The organism is Exiguobacterium sp. 17-1, assembly GCF_023096305.1.
Taxonomy (GTDB): domain Bacteria; phylum Bacillota; class Bacilli; order Exiguobacteriales; family Exiguobacteriaceae; genus Exiguobacterium_A; species Exiguobacterium_A sibiricum_A.
In genome coordinates, this window is record NZ_JALIGJ010000003.1 from 60,776 (window position 1) to 84,235 (window position 23,460).

At 45.4% G+C, this 23,460-nt stretch carries 21 protein-coding genes; 4 read left to right on the top strand and 17 right to left on the bottom strand.

The window, feature by feature from the left end; all coding sequences use genetic code 11:
* Positions 1–11 precede the first annotated feature (11 nt).
* The 3 genes from MUN34_RS10005 (at position 12) to MUN34_RS10015 (ending at position 3,961) form a co-directional block, all read left to right on the top strand.
* Entirely contained in the window at positions 12–1,556 is a 1,545-nt protein-coding gene (locus MUN34_RS10005) for a Ppx/GppA family phosphatase (RefSeq protein WP_247857707.1), read from the top strand.
* The gene (locus MUN34_RS10010; protein WP_247857708.1) at positions 1,553–3,712 is read left to right on the top strand and encodes an RNA degradosome polyphosphate kinase; all 2,160 of its coding nucleotides are present in this window, start codon (positions 1,553–1,555) and stop codon (positions 3,710–3,712) included. Before MUN34_RS10005 ends, MUN34_RS10010 begins: the two co-directional genes overlap by 4 nt.
* A 75-nt stretch (positions 3,713–3,787) precedes the next feature.
* Positions 3,788–3,961, top strand: a complete 174-nt coding sequence (locus MUN34_RS10015) for a XapX domain-containing protein (protein ID WP_012369749.1) — start codon at positions 3,788–3,790, stop codon at positions 3,959–3,961.
* A 69-nt stretch (positions 3,962–4,030) separates the two neighbouring features.
* On the opposite strand, the gene MUN34_RS10020 is transcribed toward MUN34_RS10015, so the two are convergent.
* The 8 genes from MUN34_RS10020 to MUN34_RS10055 all read right to left on the bottom strand — a co-directional run bounded on the left by MUN34_RS10020 (position 4,031) and on the right by MUN34_RS10055 (position 12,386).
* A complete protein-coding gene (locus MUN34_RS10020) occupies positions 4,031–4,213 on the bottom strand; it encodes a FeoB-associated Cys-rich membrane protein (RefSeq protein ID WP_247857709.1) in 183 nt (60 codons plus the stop codon).
* 15 nt (positions 4,214–4,228) lie between these two features.
* A complete protein-coding gene (gene feoB, locus MUN34_RS10025) occupies positions 4,229–6,211 on the bottom strand; it encodes a ferrous iron transport protein B (RefSeq protein ID WP_247857710.1) in 1,983 nt (660 codons plus the stop codon).
* Positions 6,208–6,444, bottom strand: a complete 237-nt coding sequence (locus MUN34_RS10030) for a FeoA family protein (RefSeq protein WP_026828966.1) — start codon at positions 6,442–6,444, stop codon at positions 6,208–6,210. Before MUN34_RS10030 ends, feoB begins: the two co-directional genes overlap by 4 nt.
* Positions 6,445–6,557: 113 nt before the next feature.
* Positions 6,558–7,184, bottom strand: a complete 627-nt coding sequence (locus MUN34_RS10035; protein WP_247857711.1) for a hypothetical protein — start codon at positions 7,182–7,184, stop codon at positions 6,558–6,560.
* Positions 7,185–7,204: 20 nt separating this feature from the next.
* On the bottom strand, positions 7,205–8,104 hold the full coding sequence (locus MUN34_RS10040; RefSeq protein WP_026828968.1) for a deoxyribonuclease IV: 900 nt from the start codon (positions 8,102–8,104) through the stop codon (positions 7,205–7,207).
* 147 nt (positions 8,105–8,251) lie between these two features.
* Positions 8,252–9,604: a DEAD/DEAH box helicase gene (locus MUN34_RS10045; RefSeq protein ID WP_026828969.1), complete on the bottom strand. Its 1,353-nt coding sequence runs from the start codon at positions 9,602–9,604 to the stop codon at positions 8,252–8,254.
* Positions 9,605–9,672: 68 nt separating this feature from the next.
* Complete coding sequence (locus MUN34_RS10050; RefSeq protein WP_247857712.1) at positions 9,673–10,626, bottom strand: sugar ABC transporter substrate-binding protein; 954 nt, start codon at positions 10,624–10,626, stop codon at positions 9,673–9,675.
* Complete coding sequence (locus tag MUN34_RS10055; RefSeq protein WP_247857713.1) at positions 10,623–12,386, bottom strand: sensor histidine kinase; 1,764 nt, start codon at positions 12,384–12,386, stop codon at positions 10,623–10,625. Before MUN34_RS10055 ends, MUN34_RS10050 begins: the two co-directional genes overlap by 4 nt.
* Positions 12,387–12,530: 144 nt before the next feature.
* Between MUN34_RS10055 and MUN34_RS10060 the strand changes: the two genes are divergently transcribed.
* Positions 12,531–13,478 carry a 4-hydroxy-3-methylbut-2-enyl diphosphate reductase gene (locus MUN34_RS10060; RefSeq protein ID WP_026828972.1) on the top strand — a complete coding sequence of 316 codons (948 nt, stop codon included), beginning with the start codon at positions 12,531–12,533 and terminating at the stop codon, positions 13,476–13,478.
* Positions 13,479–13,519: 41 nt separating this feature from the next.
* Here MUN34_RS10060 and MUN34_RS10065 read toward each other — a convergent pair whose 3' ends face one another.
* The 9 genes from MUN34_RS10065 to glyQ form a co-directional block, all read right to left on the bottom strand.
* Entirely contained in the window at positions 13,520–14,635 is a 1,116-nt protein-coding gene (locus MUN34_RS10065; RefSeq protein ID WP_247857714.1) for a Nif3-like dinuclear metal center hexameric protein, read from the bottom strand.
* Positions 14,635–15,351 (bottom strand): tRNA (adenine(22)-N(1))-methyltransferase, encoded by a 717-nt coding sequence (locus MUN34_RS10070; RefSeq protein ID WP_247857715.1) that lies wholly within the window; start codon positions 15,349–15,351, stop codon positions 14,635–14,637. The genes MUN34_RS10065 and MUN34_RS10070 overlap by 1 nt, the downstream gene beginning before the upstream one ends.
* 130 nt (positions 15,352–15,481) lie before the next feature.
* Positions 15,482–15,823, bottom strand: coding sequence for a cytochrome c550 (gene cccA / locus MUN34_RS10075; RefSeq protein WP_026828975.1), 342 nt, complete (start codon positions 15,821–15,823; stop codon positions 15,482–15,484).
* 153 nt (positions 15,824–15,976) lie between these two features.
* The gene (gene rpoD, locus MUN34_RS10080; RefSeq protein ID WP_012369736.1) at positions 15,977–17,062 is read right to left on the bottom strand and encodes an RNA polymerase sigma factor RpoD; all 1,086 of its coding nucleotides are present in this window, start codon (positions 17,060–17,062) and stop codon (positions 15,977–15,979) included.
* A 34-nt stretch (positions 17,063–17,096) separates the two neighbouring features.
* Entirely contained in the window at positions 17,097–18,890 is a 1,794-nt protein-coding gene (gene dnaG / locus MUN34_RS10085; protein WP_026828976.1) for a DNA primase, read from the bottom strand.
* A 137-nt stretch (positions 18,891–19,027) separates the two neighbouring features.
* Entirely contained in the window at positions 19,028–19,837 is an 810-nt protein-coding gene (locus MUN34_RS10090) for a pyruvate, water dikinase regulatory protein (protein ID WP_026828977.1), read from the bottom strand.
* 14 nt (positions 19,838–19,851) lie between these two features.
* A complete protein-coding gene (gene ccpN / locus MUN34_RS10095) occupies positions 19,852–20,481 on the bottom strand; it encodes a transcriptional regulator CcpN (protein ID WP_026828978.1) in 630 nt (209 codons plus the stop codon).
* A 19-nt stretch (positions 20,482–20,500) separates the two neighbouring features.
* A complete protein-coding gene (glyS, locus tag MUN34_RS10100) occupies positions 20,501–22,561 on the bottom strand; it encodes a glycine--tRNA ligase subunit beta (protein ID WP_247857716.1) in 2,061 nt (686 codons plus the stop codon).
* Entirely contained in the window at positions 22,554–23,444 is an 891-nt protein-coding gene (gene glyQ, locus MUN34_RS10105; protein WP_012369731.1) for a glycine--tRNA ligase subunit alpha, read from the bottom strand. Before glyQ ends, glyS begins: the two co-directional genes overlap by 8 nt.
* Positions 23,445–23,460: the final 16 nt, after the last annotated feature.

Consider the following 23,460-nt stretch of genomic DNA (forward strand, 5'->3'; position numbering starts at 1 on the left):
GCGGATTTGTTTTGAAGAATGAATTAGCAGTCATCGATATCGGGTCCAACTCGATCCGGTATGTCATTTTCCATCCAATCGATTCCGGTCGATACATCGAAACAATCAATGTTAAGGTCGTTGCTCGTCTCTCCGCTCATATTGATGCGAACGGTGCACTCGATTCAATCGGAATCCGGTTACTGTGCGAAACGCTGCAGCGTTTTCACGAAATCGGCATTACCCATCACGTCGAAGAAACGATTTGTGTGGCGACAGCCGCCATTCGAAATGCCAGTAACCGACAGGACATCGTCTATGCTGTCGAACAGGAAACTCCATTTACGATGCGGGTTCTGTCTGATGAACAAGAAGCTTATTACGGCTACTTCGCGATCATCAATTCAACTTTCCTGACCGATGGCTACTCAGTCGATATCGGTGGTGGATCCATGGAAGTCACGTTGATTGAGAATCGGGAAATGGTTGCTTACCACAGCTTCCCTTTTGGTGCCGTCACGTTGACCCGTCAATTCCTCTCCGGAGAAACGATGACGTCAGGTGAACAAAAGAAACTGGTGAAGTTCTTACGTGAACAATTCGACGAAATTCCTTGGTTGAAAAACAAAAAGCTTCCACTGATTGGCGTTGGCGGATCGGCACGAAACTTCGTCCGCATTCATCAATCTACACTCGACTATCCTCTGCATGGTATCCATCAATATCAAGTCCGGTCAAAAGAGTTAGGAAAACTGATCGACGAATTAGAGGACAAAGCACCTAAACAATTGACCAAAGTCGAAGGATTATCCAAAGACCGGGTCGACATCTTTTTACCTGCGTTAATCGCGATTCATGAACTGGCACTACATATCGAGGCAGAGCAGTTCGTGATGAGTAATTACGGCTTACGGGAAGGTCTTGTCTACGAATATGATTTACGCGAGCAGGAACAACGGCGTATCGAGAATGTTCGCGAAGAAAGTCTTTATCAGCTGGAAAGTGATTACAAAGTCAATCGGGACCGGATGAACTATCTCGGGACAATCGCCAAATCGATTTACCGTCAATTGGTGACACTCGATATCATTCCGGATCGGGCTGCTGATTTACGATTACTGGATTCTGCCAGCCGCTTACTTTACTGCGGACAGTACATCAATCCGGATACCCGGTCCAATCAAACATTTTATCTTTTGACAAATACCGATTTAAAAGGAATGACGCATAAAGATCGTTTAGCGCTGGCGCTGGTCAGTTCGTATTCGTCTTCCAAACGGATGCAACAACTCTTAAAACCGTTTAAAGATTGGTTCACGGATAAATCCATCGAGCGTTTTGATTTACTCGGATCAATCCTTAAATTGACGGAGGCACTTGATGTGACAGAACGTCGTGCCGTCGACAGTCTCGAACTCGTCCTGGAAAAAGATAAAAAAGATATCCGCATCATTCTTGATACCGGTGATCACGATTACGGGTTTGAGGTCGAGAAGGCAGAAAAGCAAAAAAAACATTTGGAACGAATCATTGATCGATCCATTCAGTTTGACAATAAAGGAGGCGGCCTTACGTGAAGATTGACTCCCCTGAGTTTTTTAACAACCGGGAAATCAGCTGGTTACAATTCAACGAACGTGTCCTAGGAGAAGTGACGGATACGCGAAATCCCTTAATGGAACGGTTCAAGTTTTTAGGCATCTTCAGTTCCAATTTAGATGAATTTTATATGGTTCGAGTCGGTGGGTTGAAGGACGAAGTGCTGGCTGGATTCAATAAACCAGAAAATAAACAACAACTCACACCGAAACAACAGTTACGCGCCATCGCGACCAAAACAAAAGAACTTGTCGATCAACAATACGAAGCGTTTAAAGACGTCACCCAAGCGTTGAAGGCAGAGGGAATTTCTTTCCTGAAGCATGACGAGTTAAATGAAATGCAAGCAGAATATGTCAAAGCGTTCTTCAGAGAACAAGTCTTTCCAGTTTTGACGCCTGTTGCGGTCGATGCATACCGCCCGTTCCCGATGCTGTCGTCTAAATCGCTGAACATCGCGACGGCGCTTGAAGCGGAAGACGGATCAAAACGGAATCTGGCACTTGTTCAGGTCCCGGCCGTCCTGCCTCGTTTCGTTGATTTACCGGTGGATGATGAGGAAACGACAGCTGTAATTTTACTCGAAGATGTCATCATTTCCTTTATTGACTCTTTGTTTAAAGGCTATCGTGTCTTGTCAGCCATGCCGTTTCGGATTACACGAAACGCAGACTTACCGTTCCATGAAGAAGGAACACATGACTTATTGAAGTTGATTGAAAAAGAACTGAAGAAACGACGTTGGGGAGTCGGGATTCGCCTGGAAATTCAGAAGAATGCCATTAATACGAACTTACTCAATATGTTACGCGATGTCCTCGACTTACAGGACCGGGATATCTATGCTGTCGATGGTCCGATTGATTTAACATTTGCCTTTGCATTTTACAGCCAAATTGGTGTGGAATACGATCATTTGATTTATCAGACTATCATGCCCGTCGAACCCCCGGCGCTTGAAAAATCAAAAAATTTATTTGATCAAATTCTGCAACAGGATTACTTGTTGCACCACCCGTATCATACGTTTGATCCCATCGTCCGGTTGATTGTTCAAGCCGCTAATGACCCAAACGTATTGGCGATTAAACAAACGTTGTACCGGGTATCCGGAGACTCTCCGATCATCAAAGCATTGAAGACTGCTGCAGAGAATGGCAAACAGGTCACAGTGCTCGTCGAATTGAAAGCACGTTTTGACGAAGCGAAAAATATCGAGTGGGCCAAACAATTAGAAAAAGTAGGCGCTCACGTCATTTACGGTTACAGCGATTTAAAGACACACTCGAAAATCACATTGATCGTCCGGCTGCAGGAAGGTCGCATTCAACGGTTTGTCCATCTCGGAACAGGGAACTATAATGATTCCACGGCTAAATTATATACTGATATCGGGCTTTTAACGGCTCGGGAACAAATTGCTGAAGATGCAACAAATTTCTTCAACTGGTTGTCCGGTTATGGGGAGCAACCTCAATGGAATGCTCTGCATACCTCACCGAACTCGATGCTCGAGAAATTTTTATCATTGATTGATGAAGAAATCAAATATCATAAAAAACATGGCAATGGTCGAATCGTTGCCAAAATGAACAGTTTGACGGAAAAAGATATTATTCTAAAACTGTATCAAGCATCACGCGCAGGCGTCAGAATCGAATTAATTGTCCGTGGTGTCTGTTGTCTCCGCCCACAAATCAAAGGGGTCTCGGAAAATATTCGTGTCACGTCCGTCGTCGATCGTTACTTGGAACATTCCCGTATCTTTTACTTCCACCATAATGGGGACGATTTGATTTACTGTTCCAGTGCCGACTGGATGACACGTAATATGCGTAAACGGATTGAAATCCTTTTCCCGATCATTGACGAAGAACAGAAAAACTATATCAAGGATTGTTTGGCTTTGACGATGGCCGATAACGTAAAAGCACGTGAACAGGATGAATCCGGAAACTATCATTATGTGACGAAGGGCAAACAAGCCTGTGAATCACAAATTCTCATTCAGCTCTATACGAACGGAAAACTAAAAGCAAAACCGTCTTTTGACAACCCACTCGAACAAAAATGGATACCGGTCGAACGCACTGAAGAAAAGATTACCTTTGATCCAACCGTTGCTAAAAAATAATCGTTGTTTAACGTCAGACATCTTCATATAATAAGCATGTAAGCGGTTTTTTATATGAAGAAAGGACTGGACCTCATGCTTCAACAAATTTTATTGTCTTTGCTAGCCGGTATCATCTGCGGTGTCGTCTTTACTGCTCTTAAATTACCAATCCCTGCTCCCCCCGTCTTTCCAGCCATCGTTGGGATTTTCGGTGTATTCCTTGGGATGAAAGTATTTTTATTCCTTGCCGATCGTTGGCCGTTTTGACGACGGATGAATCTGCATTCCACATAAAAAGCGTTTTTCTTCTCGTCGATAGAAGAAAAACGCTTTTTGTTATTTCTTTAATGCTTCCGCAATGACTTTGTCCCAATTGACGTCATCGCATGCTGTTTGACATGTCGGCTCTACTTCACACGTCGCACATTTTCCTTTTTTCGCTTTTTTTGTAAAACGGATTAATGAAAAACCGGCATATCCAAAGACAAGCAGACCAATTAAAATATCAATCACATGCATCCTGCTTTCCTCCCTTTATGAAAATCCGAGTGCGTGCCCCGTTTGATAAATCAAGAATGAAATACCGTAAGCAACAAATAATCCATACAAACTGGCAATCCACGTCCATTTCGCACTACCGACTTCACGTCGGATTACTGCCACAGTCGCAAGACACGGCACATAAAGCAGGACGAACGCCATGAAGCTATAGGCACTGAGTGATGTGAACTGGCCGGATAATTGCCGTCCAAGTTCTGATTCATTGACGGCGTAAATGATTGCCATCGTCGAAACAACGACTTCCTTTGCCAGGAAACCTGTAATTAAAGCGGCTCCTGCCTGCCATGTTCCAAATCCCAGTGGAATCAGCAACATCGCAATCAGACCACCAATCATTGCAAGAAAACTATCATTCATATTGACATCAAAACCACCTGGTCCCGTATAGGCGAGCAGCCAGATAATGACCGATCCTCCAAAGATGAATGTTCCTGCCTTACGGACAAAACCTTTTCCTTTTTGCCATGTACTACGCCATAACGTCAATCCTTGAGGCACACGATAGGGCGGTTGTTCAACCAGGAACAGGCTCGTTGCTTCTTCAGCCGCCAAAACTTTTGAAAATACTTTTGCAGCAAGTAATGCCATCACTATACCCAGAATATACAACGATAAGACGACCGACGCCTGATTACTTGCAAAAAAACTTCCTGCGAACACAGCGTAAATCGGTAAACGAGCTGAACACGACATGAACGGTGAGATGAAAATCGTCACGAGGCGTTCACGTTCTTCTTCTACCGACCGTGCCGCCATGATGCCTGGAACGTTACAACCAAATCCAATGATCATCGGAATAAAACTTTTTCCGTTCAGTCCTACCATCTGCATGAAACGGTCCATGACGATTGCGACACGTGCCATGTATCCGGAATCTTCAAGAAACGAGATGAAGAAAAACAAGACGAAGATTTGTGGAACGAAGACGAGGACACCACCAACACCTGCGATGACACCATCAATCAATAAGTCCTGAATGAATCCGGATGCACCGAGTTGTGTCAGCACAAAGACCACTCCCGACGAAATCGGGCCTTCGATAAATGCACCTAATAAATCAGAGAGGGGTGCACCGATCCAGTTAAAGGTGACATGGAACAGAACGTATAAAACAGCGAAGAAAATAGGCAACCCAAGAACCGGATGCGTGACGACCGCGTCAATCCGGTCCGTCCATGTCTTCCGATCTGATTTTTCTTCGACGACCGATCCGGCACGAATCGCAATCGCCCAGTTACGCCGACACTCTGTAATGTGCGCATGAATAAACCGTCCAAGCTGATGTTCCAACTGCTTTCGGACTTCAATGATACGTGGTGACTTTCTTTCCAGGTATTCAACGAAGACACGATTCCCAGCTAAATACTGAACAGCCATCCAACGTTCATGTTCTTGTAAATCAGCTAACTCGATGATGGTCGTAATCGCCTGTTCCGTTTTTTGTCCATAATCGATTCGTAAGGGCGTGTGTTTTTTTGCCGCTTCAGGAATGGATGACAACAACACTTCACAGCCGTCTCCCGTCCGGGCGACAATCGGAAACACATCGACACCCAGTTCCCGTGCTAATGCTTCTGCATCAATCGTCGTGCCACGATTCCGGGCGACGTCCATCATATTTAATCCGATTTGAATCGGTTTTCCGATTTCCAAGAGTTGAGCTGTCAATTGTAAGTTTCGTTCCAACTGTGAAGCATCGATGATGTTGATCATACCATCAAACGACTCTTCCATCAGGAAACGTGCCACGACGGCTTCATCTGCAGATAATGGATCTAAATCGTAGACACCCGGTAAATCAATCAGTTGTCCACGATTTCCGTGCAATTTCCCGACTTTTTTATCGACCGTCACGCCGGACCAGTTTCCGACATGGGCGTAGGACCCCGTCAAACGATTAAACAAAGAAGTTTTTCCGGTATTCGGATTTCCAAGTAACGCAATTTTTTGTGTCATGGTAAGAATACCCCGATGTTTTTTGCATCACTTTTGCGAATGGCAATCATTTGATGGTGGTCACGTTGTTCTATCGTCAAAGGACCTTGAAAGCTCGCTCGTCTCCTGACGACGACCGGACATCCTTCATAAAATCCAAGAGCAAGCAGGCGTCTCCGAAGTCGATCTTCGATTTTATTTAAATCTGTCATCACTACAGGTTTACCAATCGGAATCATTGCTAAATCAGTCATGCGCTTTCCTCCAGTTACTCCATTTTCACTGATAATAATTATCAGTCTTGATTATATCATGGAGACGCCATCTAAAAAACAGTAAGCGACTCAGGAATAACCCACTGAGGCACTTACTGTTTGGGAGAAGCTTGATCCGATGTGGCAGCAACGTCTTCCATTTTTTCGATACTTTGATGTGCCAATCGATGACAAGTCGGACAAAGTGTCTGAAAGTGACCGTGATGTTCGTGCCATTCCAGAATTGATTGCTGTGCGTTTCCACACATCTCGCAAAATTCTTTTAGCGGTGCAGGATGATTCCGTTCACGAAAACGTTCCATCCGACGATTTTTTGCTTGATCGATTGTCGTCACATCCGATTCAAAATGACCGGCTTGCCAGGCCTCCACCAACCACTGTCTGACTTTCAAATCCGTTTGTCCCGGTTTCACCTGTAATCCTGATAACGGTGACCCTAACAACGGATGCCGTAAATCCACGCTGATCAAATCCAGGCAGGCATACGTACGTTCTTGTTCATCCGCCTCCGTCAACCAGTGAGGATCTGCTGGTCGTGTCGTGTACTCGCTGAACAAAACTTCAGCATACGCAACGATTCCATCTTTCGTCGCCAAAAATACTTCTTCCCCTTCGGCTAGCTCCGCCGGTAAATAAAACGGTTCTTTCGTTTCATAATATAAGACGACTGCTTGTCTTAAGGCAAATTCTGATTCTTCAACGACTAGTAGATGGCACACGCGACAGACACCTCTCTCATTTAAATGGATGTACCGATCAGTGGCAAACGCCACTCGGCGTCAAAATTTCCCGAACGTAACATGGCAATTTCTTCACGATAAGGTGCGACCTTCTTTTTTGGATCCAGTCCGATATAGGGTGTTTCAAGAATCTTTGGTAAATGGGCCAAATCCTGATGATGAACGATTCGATGTAACGGGTCAAAACCGATTTCCCCAAATCCGATATTTTCGTGACGGTCTTTTTTGGCACCGCGAATATTCTTCGAATCATTGACATGAATCACGCCAATACGGTCAATTCCTACGATACGATCGAATGATTCCAATACTCCGTCCAAATCATGAATGAGATCATAACCGGCATCATGGACGTGACACGTATCGAGACAAACGGACAGGCGGTCATTGTGCGTCACACCCGCAATGATTTCTGCAATTTCTTCGAACGTCTTACCAATTTCTGACCCTTTTCCAGCCATCGTTTCGAGAGCGATTTTTACTTTTTCATCTCCCGTTAACACTTCATTGAGCCCTTCAATGATTCGTTTGATTCCGATTTCTTCCCCGGCACCGACATGTGCGCCTGGGTGCAGGACGATATGTTTTGCTTTTTCGAGAGCTTCCGCCCGCCGGATTTCTTCCCCTAAAAACGACACGGCTAATTCAAACGTTTCCGGTTTCGTCGTATTGCCTAAATTGATGATATAAGGTGCATGGACGACGATTTCTTCAATTCCGTTTGCTTCCATATGCAACAATGCTTCTGGAATTCGCAAATCGGAGATCGGTTTTCGTCTTGTATTTTGGGGTGCTCCTGTATAGACCATCATGGTCGTTGCACCATAAGAGGCCGCTTCTTCACTCGCACCAAGTAACATTTTTTTGCCTGAAAGAGACACATGTGAACCGATTTTCATTAAAAATTCCACCCTTCTTCTGCTTCTAGTGTACCAAATGTCGAAAAAAACAAGAACCTTTAGCGATACTAAAAAAAACAAAGTCCACGAATTCTATCGTAGACTTTGTTTAAACCGTTCGACTTCGGCTTGAATGCCGAGGACTGATTATTTTGTTTTACTTGCGTTCGCTTTACGTTCAGCACGTCCGATTCCACGTTGTTCTTTGATTCGTTCGCGTTTTGCTGTTTCCTTCAGTTTATACTGGTGTTTCTTTTTATAACCTGGTTTGACACGTTTTTTCGCTTTTGCAGCTTCACCTGATAAACGACTGTGCGCGGTTTTCGAAACTGCTGTTTTCATGTGTGGTTTCGCACGACGGCGTTCTTTCACTTCGCTGACTTGACCACTCTTGACATCGACGTTGATGAATTCAATACCACGGTCTTCAAGACGGTTGATTGAACCATTTTCGTGATCTTCAAACAATGTGTAAGCCAATCCGTCTTGGTCAACACGACCCGTCCGACCGACACGGTGAACATAGAAGTCGAGATCTTTCGGAATCCCGTGGTTGATGACGTGCGAGACACCTGAAATATCGATGCCGCGTGCAGCAAGATCCGTTACGATAACGTACTGGTATTTCGCTTCGTTAATTTCCTTGATGGCTTGTTTCCGACGACGGGCCGGCAAGTCACCGTGAAGCGAACCGACGTTGAGTCCCGCTTCAAGGAAGAGAGCTTCGAGTTCGATCGCTTCTGTTTTCGTATTCGTAAAGACGAGACAGATATACGGGTTGAGGGCTTTCGCCAGTTTCAACGTCAAATCAGAACGATCACGGTGTTTGACCGGAACCGTATGGTGCACGATTTTTTTCGCTGTCTGTTGTTTTGGATCCACATGCGCATAACGTGGATTGTTCATATATTTTTTCAAGAATGGTTGCAGTTTTTCAGGAATCGTTGCCGAGAAGACCATCATCTGCAGTTTCTCAGGAAGCGCTTGGGCAATCCGGTCGACTTCCGGCAAGAATCCCATGTCGAGCATCTGATCCGCTTCATCGATGATGTAATGTTTCACGAAATGCGGCTTCAATGCTTGTTCTTTAAAGAGGTCCAGGATGCGGCCCGGCGTTCCGATCACGATTTGCGGTGAGACTTTGACACGTCCGATTTGACGTTCGCGATCCATTCCGCCTGTGATAAGGCTTGTCTTGATGTAATCCGGTTGTTTGACGAGGATTGATTTCAATTCCTCGTGAATCTGCCAAGCGAGCTCGCGCGTCGGTGCGACGATGATGGCTTGCATTTCTTGAAGTTCCGGATTGACATTTTGAACGATCGGCAAGAGGAACGACAACGTTTTTCCTGTTCCTGTCTGTGATTGTCCAATGATATCCCGCCCTTTGAGCGCTGCTGGAATGATTCGGGATTGAATATCGGTTGGTTTTTTAATACGTGCGTCTTCGAGTGCTTCGACGACGAACGGGTGCAAATCGAAATGGGTAAATCCATTCATATTTGTCACCATCCTTTCTCTTTCTTTAACAATTAAAGGCGAATCGTCCGCCTTCACCATCTATTTCTTTAGTTCAACATGGGTATTGGTCTACTACCGTCATACAAATATGAATACGTATAGAAACGATCGGGAATTTTTTTGTTTTTCGTATGAAGCTTCAACGCGCTGAAGGCGACTTTCATCATCTCTTCAGCGGACTGGACGACTGTCGCGTCCATCGATTTCATGTCAACAGCTTCTAATATAGCACGATTCCCATCAATTCCGACAACTATTTTTCCGGAAATGTTTGCTTTTTTCAATGCTTCGAGTACTCCCATCGCAATATCGTCATTGTGACAGTAGACCGCATCAAACGGAATTCCGGACTCGATTACCTGCCGCATGACACGTTCGGATGTGACCGGATCGTAGTTTCCGCTTGCAGAATCGACAATGGAAAGCGCCGGCTCATTTTCGATTCCTTTTAAGAATCCCCGGTGCCGTTCATTTGTCGTATAAACGTTTGCCGTACCCGTGATTTCGACGATCCGTCCCTTTGATTGACCGGTGCTTTTGATTAACTCATTCTTAATATAGGAAGCCAATTGTTCCCCAATCATTTGATTATTAGATGTTATCGAGCTCACGACAGCATCTGAACGAATCATGCGATCGATCGCAAATACAGGGATTCCTGCTTTTTTGGCTTCTTCGATGGCACTTCCGATATAGACATCATCCAGTGTCGTGATGAAGATGGCATCAACTTTCAATTGAACGAATTCCAAAATCTGTTCGCGTTCACTTATTCGGGAATTTTGCGACGTCGCTACCAACGCTTCGTATTTATTGGCTTTCGCCTCTGCCTTAAAGGCATTGATTAACCGTTGCGCAAATTCATGTTTGTCATTCACGATTGTAAATCCTACGACATTCCGTTTAGGACTTGTTTCCTTTTGGACAAACATGTTGGAAATGACAAGGACGGATGCAATCCAAATGATTAAAACAAACAACCAGGACTTATTGAATCTCATGCCTGCTCCTCCCGTCTTGGGAAAAAGAGTTGTACTGTCGTCCCGACACCGACCTTACTGTCGACTTCGATTCGTCCATTATGCTGACGAACGATCTGATTGGACATGAACAATCCTAAACCATTTCCGTTGATTTTAGACGTATTAAATGCCTGTCCAATCATGAGAATCTGTTCCTCCGTCATTCCAACACCATTATCCTGGACGATAAATACAAACTGATCAGGATATATATGGAGGTGGACATGACAAATCCCGTCTGGTCCTTTCGATTCGACAGCATCCAGTGCGTTTCCGATACAGTTCGACAACACTTGTAACAAGCCATTTTCCGAAGCATACAGCGGCGGCATATGTGCTGGTGTGTAAATCTTGCAGTCCGCTTCGTAGGGATGTGATTTCGATTCGAGAATGAACGTTAATTTCTCCATCATTTTTTTCATATCAATCTGTTCCATTGCCAGCGTTGTTTTATCATTTTTGGATAAATCGAGCATCGTCTGAATTAACTGGTTGGCCCGGTCCAGTTCGGATAAGGCAATTTGCATCATATCCGGATTGTTTTGTTTTTCTTCTGACAGCAGTTGCAGTGCCATCTTAACCGGTGTCAACGGATTTCGGATTTCATGGGCAATTCCTGCCGCCAGTTGTCCGAGAGATGCCAGTTTTTCCTGATGTAAAATCACCTGTTGCTGACTCAACTGTTCGACCCGTGCATGTTCCATCCTTTGCGCATATTCATTGTAGGCGGAGACTAAGGTCTTGACTTCATTCGAGCCGGAACGTTCCAGAGTAATCGGTTGAGGTGTCGTACTTTTTTCGATTTTTTGAACAAGTTCCAGTAAGGGTGCTGTCAATTGCCGCGACATCAAATAACCGACAATCAGACTGAGCACCAACGTAAGTGCCGCAATGACCAAATATTGCTGACGTGTCGTATAGACCGGTTCGTAAAATACACTCCGCGGTGTCCGCACTAGGATTTTCCAATCCGTCACCTTCAAATCGTGTGCGAAATAGTACATATCTTTATTTGTACTAAAGATTTCGTACGGTTTGCTGCTTTTGAAAGCCCGATTGACAACACTTTGACTCAAGAGGCGTTCTTGATCGGTCACAAGATTTTTAGATGTTGCCAGCGGCTCACCCTGGCTGTTAAATAAATAGGCCATCGTATCATCATCAAACGATTCCAGTGAATTTCGAAAAACGACGGAATTCATAAGACTGAGCCCTCCACCAAATACGCCGACCCGCTCATTGCCATTTCGAACCGAGACATACATATAGGTCAAAGAATCATTCGCTATATCATAACGTGGACTCATATGAAAATCCGTACTCGTCAGAGCTTGTACAAAAGAGTCATCGCGACGAATCTTGGAATCCGAAATACGGCGATCTTCACTCGAAAACCAGGTGATTTTATCGGTTTTACGATCATAATAAAAGAAGCTTTTAAATCCGGTATCGATATCCAGCAAATTCGAATCCCGAATCGCTCGATCGAGATTGTTCATATTTGTGACATTCAATTGAAGACTCATGATTTTTTCGTGTAAGTTCCCGACGCTGTCGCGTAACGCATTACTCGAGACTTCGACACTTTTTTCACTCTGTTTCTCCGTCTGCTGTTCGACTCGTGAAATCGTGACACGGTCTGCGGTAAAGGCAAGTGCCGAGATGACAAGACAAATAAGAATGAACAAAACAGCCGTGATTTGGAAAAAATAGGACCGCATCATCTTTTTCGTCTCCATCTTTTCACCCCTCCCTCATTTCTAGACAACTCAATTATTATATCATGATATTCTCTTTCGGCAGACTCCTCTATTTTCATTCAACTTGAATCAATGGTACACTCTAAATAATCATTCTTTCCATACAAAAGGAGAATTTAGACTATGCTTGTTAAAAAAATCAGTCCCCGTGGTTATTGTTACGGTGTTGTTGATGCGATGAAACTTGCTCAACAAGCTGCACTAAACGAAAACTTGCCACGTCCTATCCATATCCTTGGCATGATTGTCCATAATGCCCACGTCACGCGTGAATTCGAACGGATGGGGGTCTTGACCGTAGATGGTCCCGACCGCCTGGAAGCACTTGAGACGATTAAAGAAGGAACCGTCATTTTTACAGCACACGGAATCTCCCCTGCTGTTTATGCCCGTGCAGCCGAGAAAAAATTGACTGTCGTTGATGCGACGTGTCCGGACGTCACCCGGACACACGACTTGATCCGAACTGTCGTCGCAGATGATTATGAAGTCATCTATGTCGGTAAACACGGTCATCCGGAACCTGAAGGAGCCGTAGGTGTGGCACCAGAACACGTTCATTTGATCGAAAAAGTTGAAGATATCGAAGCGTTACCTGCTCATCTCGCCAATAAAAAAATCATCGTCACGAATCAAACGACGATGAGCCAATGGGATGTCCAGGCGTTAATGGGGCATGTCCGCGAAAAATATCCGCATGTCGAAGTGCATAACGAAATTTGTAATGCAACGCAAGTGCGCCAGGAAGCTGTTGCAGAACAAGCCGGTGATTGCGACTTAGTGATTGTCGTCGGCGATCCACGTTCAAACAACTCCAATCGCCTGGCACAGGTTTCATTTGATATTGCCGCAACACCGGCTCACCGGATCGGTGATTTAACGGAACTGGATTTATCATGGCTCGAGGGTGTAAACCAAGTGGGCGTAACATCTGGTGCATCGACGCCAACACCGATTACTAAAAAAGTCATCGATTTCTTACAACAGTACGATCCGGCTGATATCAGCACCCATGACAAGACGCCGTTCCTCGAATTGCGCCGAATCTTACCAAAAGTTAAAATTCTTTAAAAAAAAGATTCCCGTCCGTCGAATGCGGTCGGGAATTTTTTTTAAAGAAATCGAAAAGGATTCGTATTGGTTTCTGACACAAACAATTCGACACCTTTGATGTTCTGTTTTTCAAACCGTTCTGTCAGAAGGTCGACGACTCCCTGCTTCATGACCGACTCGACATGATGTCCGGGATCAATCACAGCAAGTCCGAGTGCCATCGCATCATGCGCGACATGGAAATATAAATCACCTGTCACTAATACATCTGCCCCTGCAAAGGCTGCTGTCGAAACATATTTATTCCCGTCCCCGCCCAACACAGCTACTTTTTGAATCAAGCGATTCTCATCTCCGACAAACCGTAAGTTTTCAACTCCAAAGGCGGACCGCACCTGTTCCGCAAAAACTTTTAAGGGAACGGCTTCTTTTAATCGGCCAATCCGCCCGAGACCAAGTGACGGCGCTACAATTTCTTGACGGATCACGTCATACGCGACTTCTTCATACGGATGTGCTTGTTTCATTGCCCGAATGACTTGTTTTTGGTTCAATTCCGTGACAATCGTCTCGATTCGCACTTCTTTTACCTGCTCTAGTTGTCCCGGTTGTCCTACGTACGGATTCGCCTCCGCCGTCGCTTTGAATTGTCCGATCCCCGTCGTATGGAACTGACAGTCACTGTATGCTCCGATATGCCCCGCTCCTGCTTTCCCTAACGCTTCCGAGACCTGTCGTACGGCAGATTCAGGAACAAAGACAACGAGTTTATAGAGCGTGTTTTCGAAAGACGGCACCAGGACCTTTGTATCCGTGAGACCTAATGCCGTTGCCATCAGGTCATTGACGCCGCCTTCCGCGACATCTAAGTTCGTGTGGGCGGCATAGACGGCAATATCATGTTTGATGCATTTCATGACGATACGTCCCGCTGCCGATTGATCCGTCACTTTTGGCAGTTTGCTGAAAATCGGCGGGTGATGGGCAATGATCAAATCGATTTTTTTTTCAATCGCTTCATCCACGACGGTTTCCAACACATCTAGCGTGACAAGGACCCGTTTGACCTCTTTATGGAGTGTCCCGATTTGCAAGCCGATCGGATCTCCTTCAAAGGCAAATTTTTTTGGTGCAAATGTCTCAAACTGTTCGATGACTTGCTGACCGTTTGCCATCAGTTCGTCACCTCTTCCATTTTTTGAATCAACCGTTCAATGTTCGCGATTTTCCCTTGCAAGACATCCGAATCGTTTCCGTGATGCATTTGTTCCAGGATATATTGTCGTTTTTGTTTTTCAGTCTGCCATTTTTCAATGAATGCCGGTGCCTTTTCCCGTGACAATTGCGGACCAAAATACAATTCCCAATCCCGTTGTTCGACATCGTCCGAATATAACGATTCTTCTCCTTTTTCCGCAACAAGAATTTCATAAATCTTCTCATTTTCTTTGACAATCGCTTCTGATAATAAGGCATAGCCGTTAGCGAGCAGCCACTTCCGCACATCAACGGCATCGACGTTTGGTTGTAAAATCAATCTTTCTTCTCCGGATAAGTGATTTTTGCCTTCTTCTAAAATCGAAGCAATCAACGTTCCGCCCATTCCAGCAATCGTTACTGCCGTCACTTCACCCGGTGTTAAGACGGTCAGGCCACTCCCGAGCCGGACATCAACTTTATCTTCTAATTGAACAAGCGCAACCTGTCCTTGTGCCGCTTCCATTGGTCCCACGTTGACTTCACCGGCAATCGCGCGTTCAATCAAGTTTTGCTGGATACAGTAACAAGGCACAAAAGCGTGATCGGATCCGATATCTGCGAGTACGGCTCCTTGTGGAATATAAGACACGACTTTTTGTAGGCGTTGATCAAGTATGACGTTCGTTTGCATGTATTTCATCCTTCCTGATTCATGTTCTCATTTAAAAATAGCGGACTTGGCGTAAAAAAGAAACAGTCGTTTCCCTAAAATTCATCACAAAAAAACATCCATCTCGGAGAAGAGACGGATGTTGATTGACTTATTTCTTTGCAGCGAGCCATTTTGCTAAAGCAGCGGCTTCTTCGTCATTCGCAAGACCGCCAGGCATTTGCCCTTTACCGTTCATAGCGATTTCTTTAATTTCTTCTTCTTTCAGCTTCGCGCCGATCTTTGTTAAGTTCGGACCGACTCCACCTTCAAGATTTCCACCGTGGCATCCTGTACATCCTTTAGATGCAAACAGATCTTCCGGCTTCATTTCAGCTGTTGATGGACCTTTTTCTGCTTGTTTTACCTGATCGACCCCAAAGTATGACAATGAAATCATGGCGATGATGGCGATGATCGCAATCGATGCGAACGGTACTAACGGATTACGCATTTGGATTCCCCCCCATATTCTCTACCCAACCAAGTTGGTGACTGAATGGTATTCCCCGTTACTATTCTACTGTAAAAAAAACAGAGAAGGAAGAAAAAAACAAAACTTTTTCTCCCTTCTCACTAAAATTTCATATTTTCTTCACACTTTGAATTAATCGAGGAAATCTTTTAGACGTTTTGAACGACTTGGATGACGTAGTTTCCGTAACGCTTTCGCCTCAATCTGACGAATCCGTTCACGTGTGACACCAAATACTTTCCCGACTTCTTCAAGTGTGCGTGTCCGACCGTCGTCTAGACCAAAACGAAGACGTAAGACATTTTCTTCGCGGTCCGTCAACGTATCGAGGACATCTTCGAGCTGTTCTTTCAATAACTCGTAGGCCGCTGCATCTTGAGGGGCTGTCGCATCTTGGTCTTCGATGAAGTCTCCGAGATGTGAATCGTCCTCTTCCCCGATCGGTGTTTCCAGCGATACCGGTTCTTGTGCAATCTTCAGAATCTCACGTACTTTTTCCGGTGTGATTTCCATTTCTTTCGAAATTTCTTCCGGAGTCGGTTCACGTCCTAAATCCTGAAGTAATTGACGTTGGACCCGAATCAATTTATTGATCGTTTCGACCATATGAACCGGAATCCGGATCGTCCGTGCCTGGTCGGCAATCGCACGTGTGATGGCCTGACGAATCCACCAGGTAGCATACGTCGAGAATTTATATCCTTTTGTATAATCAAATTTTTCAACCGCTTTGATGAGTCCCATGTTTCCTTCTTGAATCAAATCAAGGAACAGCATCCCACGACCGACGTAACGCTTCGCAATCGAAACGACCAAACGTAAATTGGCTTCCGCTAAACGTTTCTTAGCTTCTTCGTCATTCTGTTCAATCCGTTTTGCGAGTTCGACTTCGTCTTCTGCGTTCAATAGATCAACGCGACCAATTTCTTTCAGGTACATCCGGACAGGGTCATTGATTTTGACGCCTGGTGGGACCGAAAGATCGTTTAAATCCGCTTCTTCCTTGTCGTCACCCGTTCCGTCGTTATTGACCTTGATGCCTTCTGTTTCGAGCAGTTGAAGGAATTCTTCGAATTGTTGCGCATCCATTGATTCAAACGAACTGAGTTTATCCTCGATTTTTTGATGCGATAGTTCACCATTCTTGTGTCCGAGCGCGATTAGTTCATCCTTCGCGAGACGTAGTATTTCTGCTTCCGATCTTGCTTTTTCTGCCATCGAACCATACACTCCTTCCACATCATGCAGCAGGTCATCGATCTTTCAAACGCCGTTTCCGTTCGATGATCGCCTGCATTAGCTCCGCTTGAGCACGGATATCTGTTTGTTGACTCAACTGCGACTTTTCCTCATCCAGTGTCCGCCGTTGTCGTTCATTTTGAACGGCACGAATATAATGACTCAATAAATCCGGATCATATTCCGGCATTAACATAAACTCTAGATCCGCTACGATTCGCTGAAGCGATGCATCGTGGAGCATCGTCAGAAAGCGATCGGGATCCGCTGGGGTGTTTGTTCCGTAAAATTCATATAGTTTCCCTGCAATCAGTTGATGGGCAGGATCGTTAAATGCCACACCAAGTTGATCACGTACCTCAAGACCTACTTCCTCTGAACGGATCATATAGGCGAGCAGAAACCGTTCGGCTCGTTTCCAATTCGAGAAGGTACGGTCTTGAGGAGAAGATGTCACGACTTGTGTCTGTTGCCGCCGCTCTTGTTTCGGTTTAGCCTGTTGCGGTTGCAACGGCTTAACTTGCGACAGCAGTGATTCTTTCGACAAGTGGAACTCTTCAGCCAGTTTCCCTAAATAGATGTCGCGTAACAATGGATTGGCCGTTCGGCCAATCTCCTCAAGCATAGTTTCAATATAACGGACCCGTTCTCCTTCTAATCGAAGGTTTTTTCCTTGCCGAAAATAAAAAGATTTGAATTCAAGGCTTGAAATCCGTTCCTGCTCGATTAAACGAAGAAATATCTCTTCCGATTGGGCACCGATGAAAGAATCGGGGTCCTCTCCATCCGGAAGACGAATTACAGAACAATCGACCGCAACATCTTCTAATAAACGTAATGCTTTAAGTGTCGCGGCACGTCCCGCTTTGTCTCCGTCATAACAAACTATGACTTCATCGACGATTCTTGCTAAATTTTGAGCATGGACCGGAGTCAATGCTGTCCCGAGAGAAGCTACCGTATAGGGTATACCCGCTTGAGCGACACGTACAACATCTAAATTCCCTTCCACAAGTACAACTTGCTTATTTTTTCGCATTGCACCACGTGCCTGTGCGAAACCAAACAGCAATTCGCTTTTATTAAAAAGAGGAGTTTCCGCTGTATTGACATATTTCGGGTCCCTTCCGTCAATGGAGCGACCACTGAATCCAACAATCGTGCCATCACGATCTGAAATTGGAAATACGACCCGTCCATTGAATCGATCGCGATAATCGCCATCTCTGCCTATTGAAATCAACCCTGCTTCTACCATCTCATCCAAATCAAAGTTACGCCGTGCCAATGAATCCACCGTGAATCGGTCCTGGTCCGGTGCGTAACCGAGTTTAAACTCCCGCATCGCCGGTTCTTGGATTCCCCGTTGTTCGAGATATTCTCTTCCGGCGTCACCGGCAGCTGTCTGCAACATGACTTCATGATACAAATCTGCCACGATCCGGTGTGCTTCCCGCATTCGATATTTTTTTTCTTGATCGGGTGTGGACTCCGTTTGATCAGACCGTTCAAATTCCGGTAATTTGATGTCTGTTCGGTCCGCCAGCTTGACGACGGCTTCCGGAAAACTCATTCCTTCCGTTTCCATGACAAAAGTAATGGCGTTTCCCCCTGCCCCACATCCGAAACAATAATACATGCCTTTATCCGGAGAAACAGAAAAAGAAGGGGATTTTTCAGAGTGAAAAGGACATAACCCTGAATAACGATTCCCTTGTTTTTTTAATTCTACACGTTCTGATATCAATTCAACGATATCCGTTGCTTGTCGGACTTGGTCAACCAATTCGTCAGGAAGCCGTTTCAATTGGTCACCTCTCCTTTCGAACGTTTATATACATATACCCGCAATGAAACGGAACGAATACTCGTTCCGTTTCATTAGAAAATTTACATCATCTCATTAAGCAGCTAGATTAGTATACTACGTGAAACCATTCTTTACTAGTCATGTGATTTGCCCGAAATCCCTGTCAAGATGAGATTCGCCGTTTCCTCGACCGCTTTATTCGTCACATCGATGACTTGGCAACCGATTCGGTCATACAGATTTTTCGCATAATCGAGTTCACGATTGATTCGGTCCATTTGGGCATAAGCCGCTTCCGGTTTCAGTCCAAGCGACCGTAAACGTTCCATCCGGATATCAATCAGCTTCTCTGGAGAAATCAATAGTCCAAAACATTTTTCTTTTGGAATATCAAACAGTTCTTCCGGCGGGATCGATTCCGGAACGAGCGGTACATTCGCAACTTTATAACGTTTTAACGCCAAATACTGTGACAACGGAGTCTTCGAGGTACGGGAGACCCCGATCAACACGATATCTGCCCGTTTGATACCGCGCGGATCGCGACCGTCATCATATTTCACTGCAAATTCAACAGCTTCAATTTTCCGGAAATACTCTTCGTCCAACCGGTAAATCAGTCCCGGTTCTTCTTTCGGCTGCATCCCAAGACGCCCTTCCATCGTATCCAGTAACGGACCCAACAGATCAATCGCCTTGACTTCATGCGCATGTGCCGTTTCAGCAAGAAGCCGGCGGTGTGTAGCATGGACGATGGTATAGACGATTGTCGCTTGCTCTTCTTTTGCATGTAACACTAAATCATAAATGACTTGATCGTCATCGACGAATGGTATCCGGACCGTTTCAATTGCTTGCTCCGGAAACTGGATCGCCGCTGCCCGCACGACCAATTCACATGTTTCACCGACCGAGTCACTCACTACATAAATGCGTTGTCTCATCTGTGAACCTCCTCTTAAAGTTCTTCATCTCGTGCCAGCGCGACCAACACTTTCGTCATGTTTGTCTTCGTCATGCGTCCGACGACTTTTAAGATTCCGTCCACCTGTTCAACGACGGGCATGGAATCGATCTGTTTTTCGATGAGTTTCATCCCTGCCCCGATCAATGTCTCTGATTTCTCACAAACCGTCAGATTCGGCATCCGTGTCATGATGATGTTAACAGGTAACGAGTCCAGTTCCTGATTCCCGATCGCCGCCCGTAAAAAGTCTTTCCGTGACAAGACACCGACTAGCGCATGATCTTTTCCGACGACGAACAGAGAGCCGACGTCTTCGAGGAACAGATGGACGATTGCATCGTAAACCGTCATCCCTTCATGAATGACTTTCGCTGAAGACATGAATTCGCCAACGGTCAACGTATCCAATTTTTCATGCAACATGGAGGTGTTTTTTTTACCGACATACATATAACCGACGCGTGGACGTGCTTCCAGCATTCCAGTCATCGTCAAAATCGATAAGTCCGGACGTAAGGTCGCCCGTGTCAAGGAGAGTTCAGATGCAATCTGCTCTCCTGTGATCGGACCGTTTTCTTTAACGATTTGGAGTATTTTTTTCTGCCGTTCATTTAACTTCATCGGCTCATCCGTCCTTTATTCACACTAAAGTGAGTGCATTGAATCGTGCGACTTGTTCAATCGCCGTCGCAAATCGTTTCATCTCGCTAAGACGATTCGTCCGAACTGCTTCGTCATCCGCCATGATCATCGTTCCATCAAAATAAGCAGTAATGGCCGGAACACTCGATTCGAGCACTTGAATCGCTTGACTATAGTCAGAGGCTTGAACTGCCGCTTCCACTTTTGGAATCAGTTGCTCGATTTGTTCATGCAAGGCACGTTCGGCTTCATTTTCAAAGAGCGCTGGATTTACCGCAACAACCGTCTCTGCTTTTTTCGAGATGTTCAAGACACGGCTGAGTTGCTCAACTGTCTTCTTAAAGGTCGGTTGTTGTGTGGCCTGTTCAAGCATTGATGCGCGTTTTTCGTTTGCTTCGACCGTCAACTTCGGATCAAGTGCCGCTTCGATGACATCATGACGATATCCTTTTTCCGACAAGCGGAACTTCAGACGCTGATTGAAGAAGTCTTCCATTGCTGCTTTAACTGTTTCTGCATCCGCTTGATAAAGACCTGCTTTTAATTGAGCAGACACAACGAAATCGATTAGCTCTGACAACGTCATGTCAATCTGACGGTCTGAAAGAATCTGAACAATTCCTTGTGCTTGGCGTCGTAACGCATATGGATCGGCCGAACCGCTTGGGATCATCCCGACACCGAAGAAACCAGCCACGCTGTCCATCTTATCGAGAACAGCTAACACTGTACCTGTTGGTGTGCTCGGACTTTCATCCCCAGCAAAACGCGGTAAGTAGTGTTCCCGGATCGCCGCTGCGACTTCATCGTCTTCACCTTTCATATTGGCGTAACGTTCGCCCATCATACCTTGCAGTTCTGTAAATTCATAAACCATTTGGCTGACAAGATCGAATTTATAAATCGTTCCCGCACGTTCGACTTTCACTTTATCCGCACTGAATCGTTCCGCCAATTGCAGAGCCATCTCGCGCACACGACGGACTTTTTCGCCTGTCGTTCCGAGTTTTTCATGGAAGACGATTTTATCAAGTCGCGTTGCCTGGGCATCGATATCGGCTTTTTTATCTTCCTCATAGAAAAACTGTGCATCCGCAAGACGTGCCCGAATGACTTTCTCGTTTCCGCGGGCTACGTTCTCGAGATGCGTCGCATTCCCATTACGGACAGTGACGAAGTAGTGAAGCAACGTCCCGTCTTTTTTTACCGGGAAATAACGTTGGTGTTCCTTCATCGTCGTGATCAGTACTTCTTCCGGCAGTTCGAGATAGGCTTCGTCAAATACCCCGAATAATGCCGTCGGGTATTCCACTAAGTTCGTAACTTCCTCAAGTAATGTCGGATCAATCGGTACTTCAAATCCTTCTTGTTCGCTGAGTTTTTGAATCTGATCTTCAATCAGCTGACGACGCTGTTCGTAACTGACAATGACATGTTCTCCGGCAAGTGCCTCAACATAGGCATTCGGTCGTAAAATCGTAATGTCCTGTCCAAGGAAACGGTGTCCGCGTGACGTCCGTCCTGTCGCAACATTTGCCACTTCAAATGGAATCACTTGGTCATCCAGTAAGGCAATCATCCAACGAATCGGGCGCATGTAGCGTAATGACTGAGTACTCCAACGCATATTTTTCGGGAACGACATCGCTTCAACGATTTGTTTGAGTCCCGGCAGAAGCGTTGCTGTTTCTTGTCCTGATTCTTTGCGCGTCGCAAAGATGTATTCGATTCCCTTCTCTTCTTGAAGGAACAGATCATCCGTCGTCAAACCTTTACCGCGTGCAAATCCTTGAGCGGCTTTTGTCCAATTGCCGTCCGCGTCAACCGCAATCCGTTTCGCCGGGCCTTTAAGCGTCTCTTCTAAGTCAGCCTGACGTTCCGACATTCCGGTTACGAGTACTGCTAAACGACGTGGCGTCGAAAATGATTCAATCGTGTCGAACGTAATACGTGCTTCACTTAAGAATGTCGTCACACGGTCTTTTAATTGTATCTCCGATTGTAAGACGAAACGGGCAGGCATTTCTTCCAGACCGATTTCAAGTAATAACTCATGCATGCGATTCACCAGCTTTCGATTTAATCAATGGGAAACCTAAACGTTCCCGTTCTTCGATGAAACTTTGGGCACAGCGGCGCGACATGTTTCGGACACGGTGAATAAAGCCCGTTCGTTCCGTGACGGAAATCGCCCCTTTGGCATCCAACAGGTTAAACGTATGTGAACATTTCAAGATATAGTCATAGGCCGGGAAGACCAGGTTCTCATCCAGTGCCCGGTTGGCTTCTTTTTCGTATTGATCGAACAATGTGAACAAGAGATCGACATCAGATGTCTCAAACGTATATTTCGAATGTTCAAATTCCGGTTGGTAGAAGATATCTCCATATTTGAAACCGTCTGTCCAAACCAAATCAAATACACTTTCGACATCTTGGATGTACGATGCGAGACGTTCGATTCCGTACGTGATTTCAACTGCGATCGGATTACATTCAATTCCACCAACCTGTTGGAAGTACGTGAACTGTGTGATTTCCATACCGTTTAACCAGACTTCCCAACCGAGTCCGGCTGCACCAAACGTCGGGTTTTCCCAGTTATCTTCGACGAAACGAATGTCATGTTCAAGCGGATTGATGCCGAGCAATTCAAGACTTTGTAAATACAGTTCCTGAATATTGTCCGGCGACGGTTTCATGATGACCTGGAACTGGTGATGTTGATACAAGCGGTTCGGATTTTCGCCGTAGCGTCCGTCCGCTGGCCGGCGTGATGGTTCTGTATAACAGACGTTCCATGGCTCTGGTCCAAGACTTCGTAAAAACGTCATCGGATTCATTGTTCCGGCGCCTTTTTCCACGTCATAGGCTTGCATCGTCAAGCACCCTTGTTCAGCCCAAAATTTTTGCAGTGTTAAGATCATTTCCTGTACTGTCATCTTCAAGACTTCCACC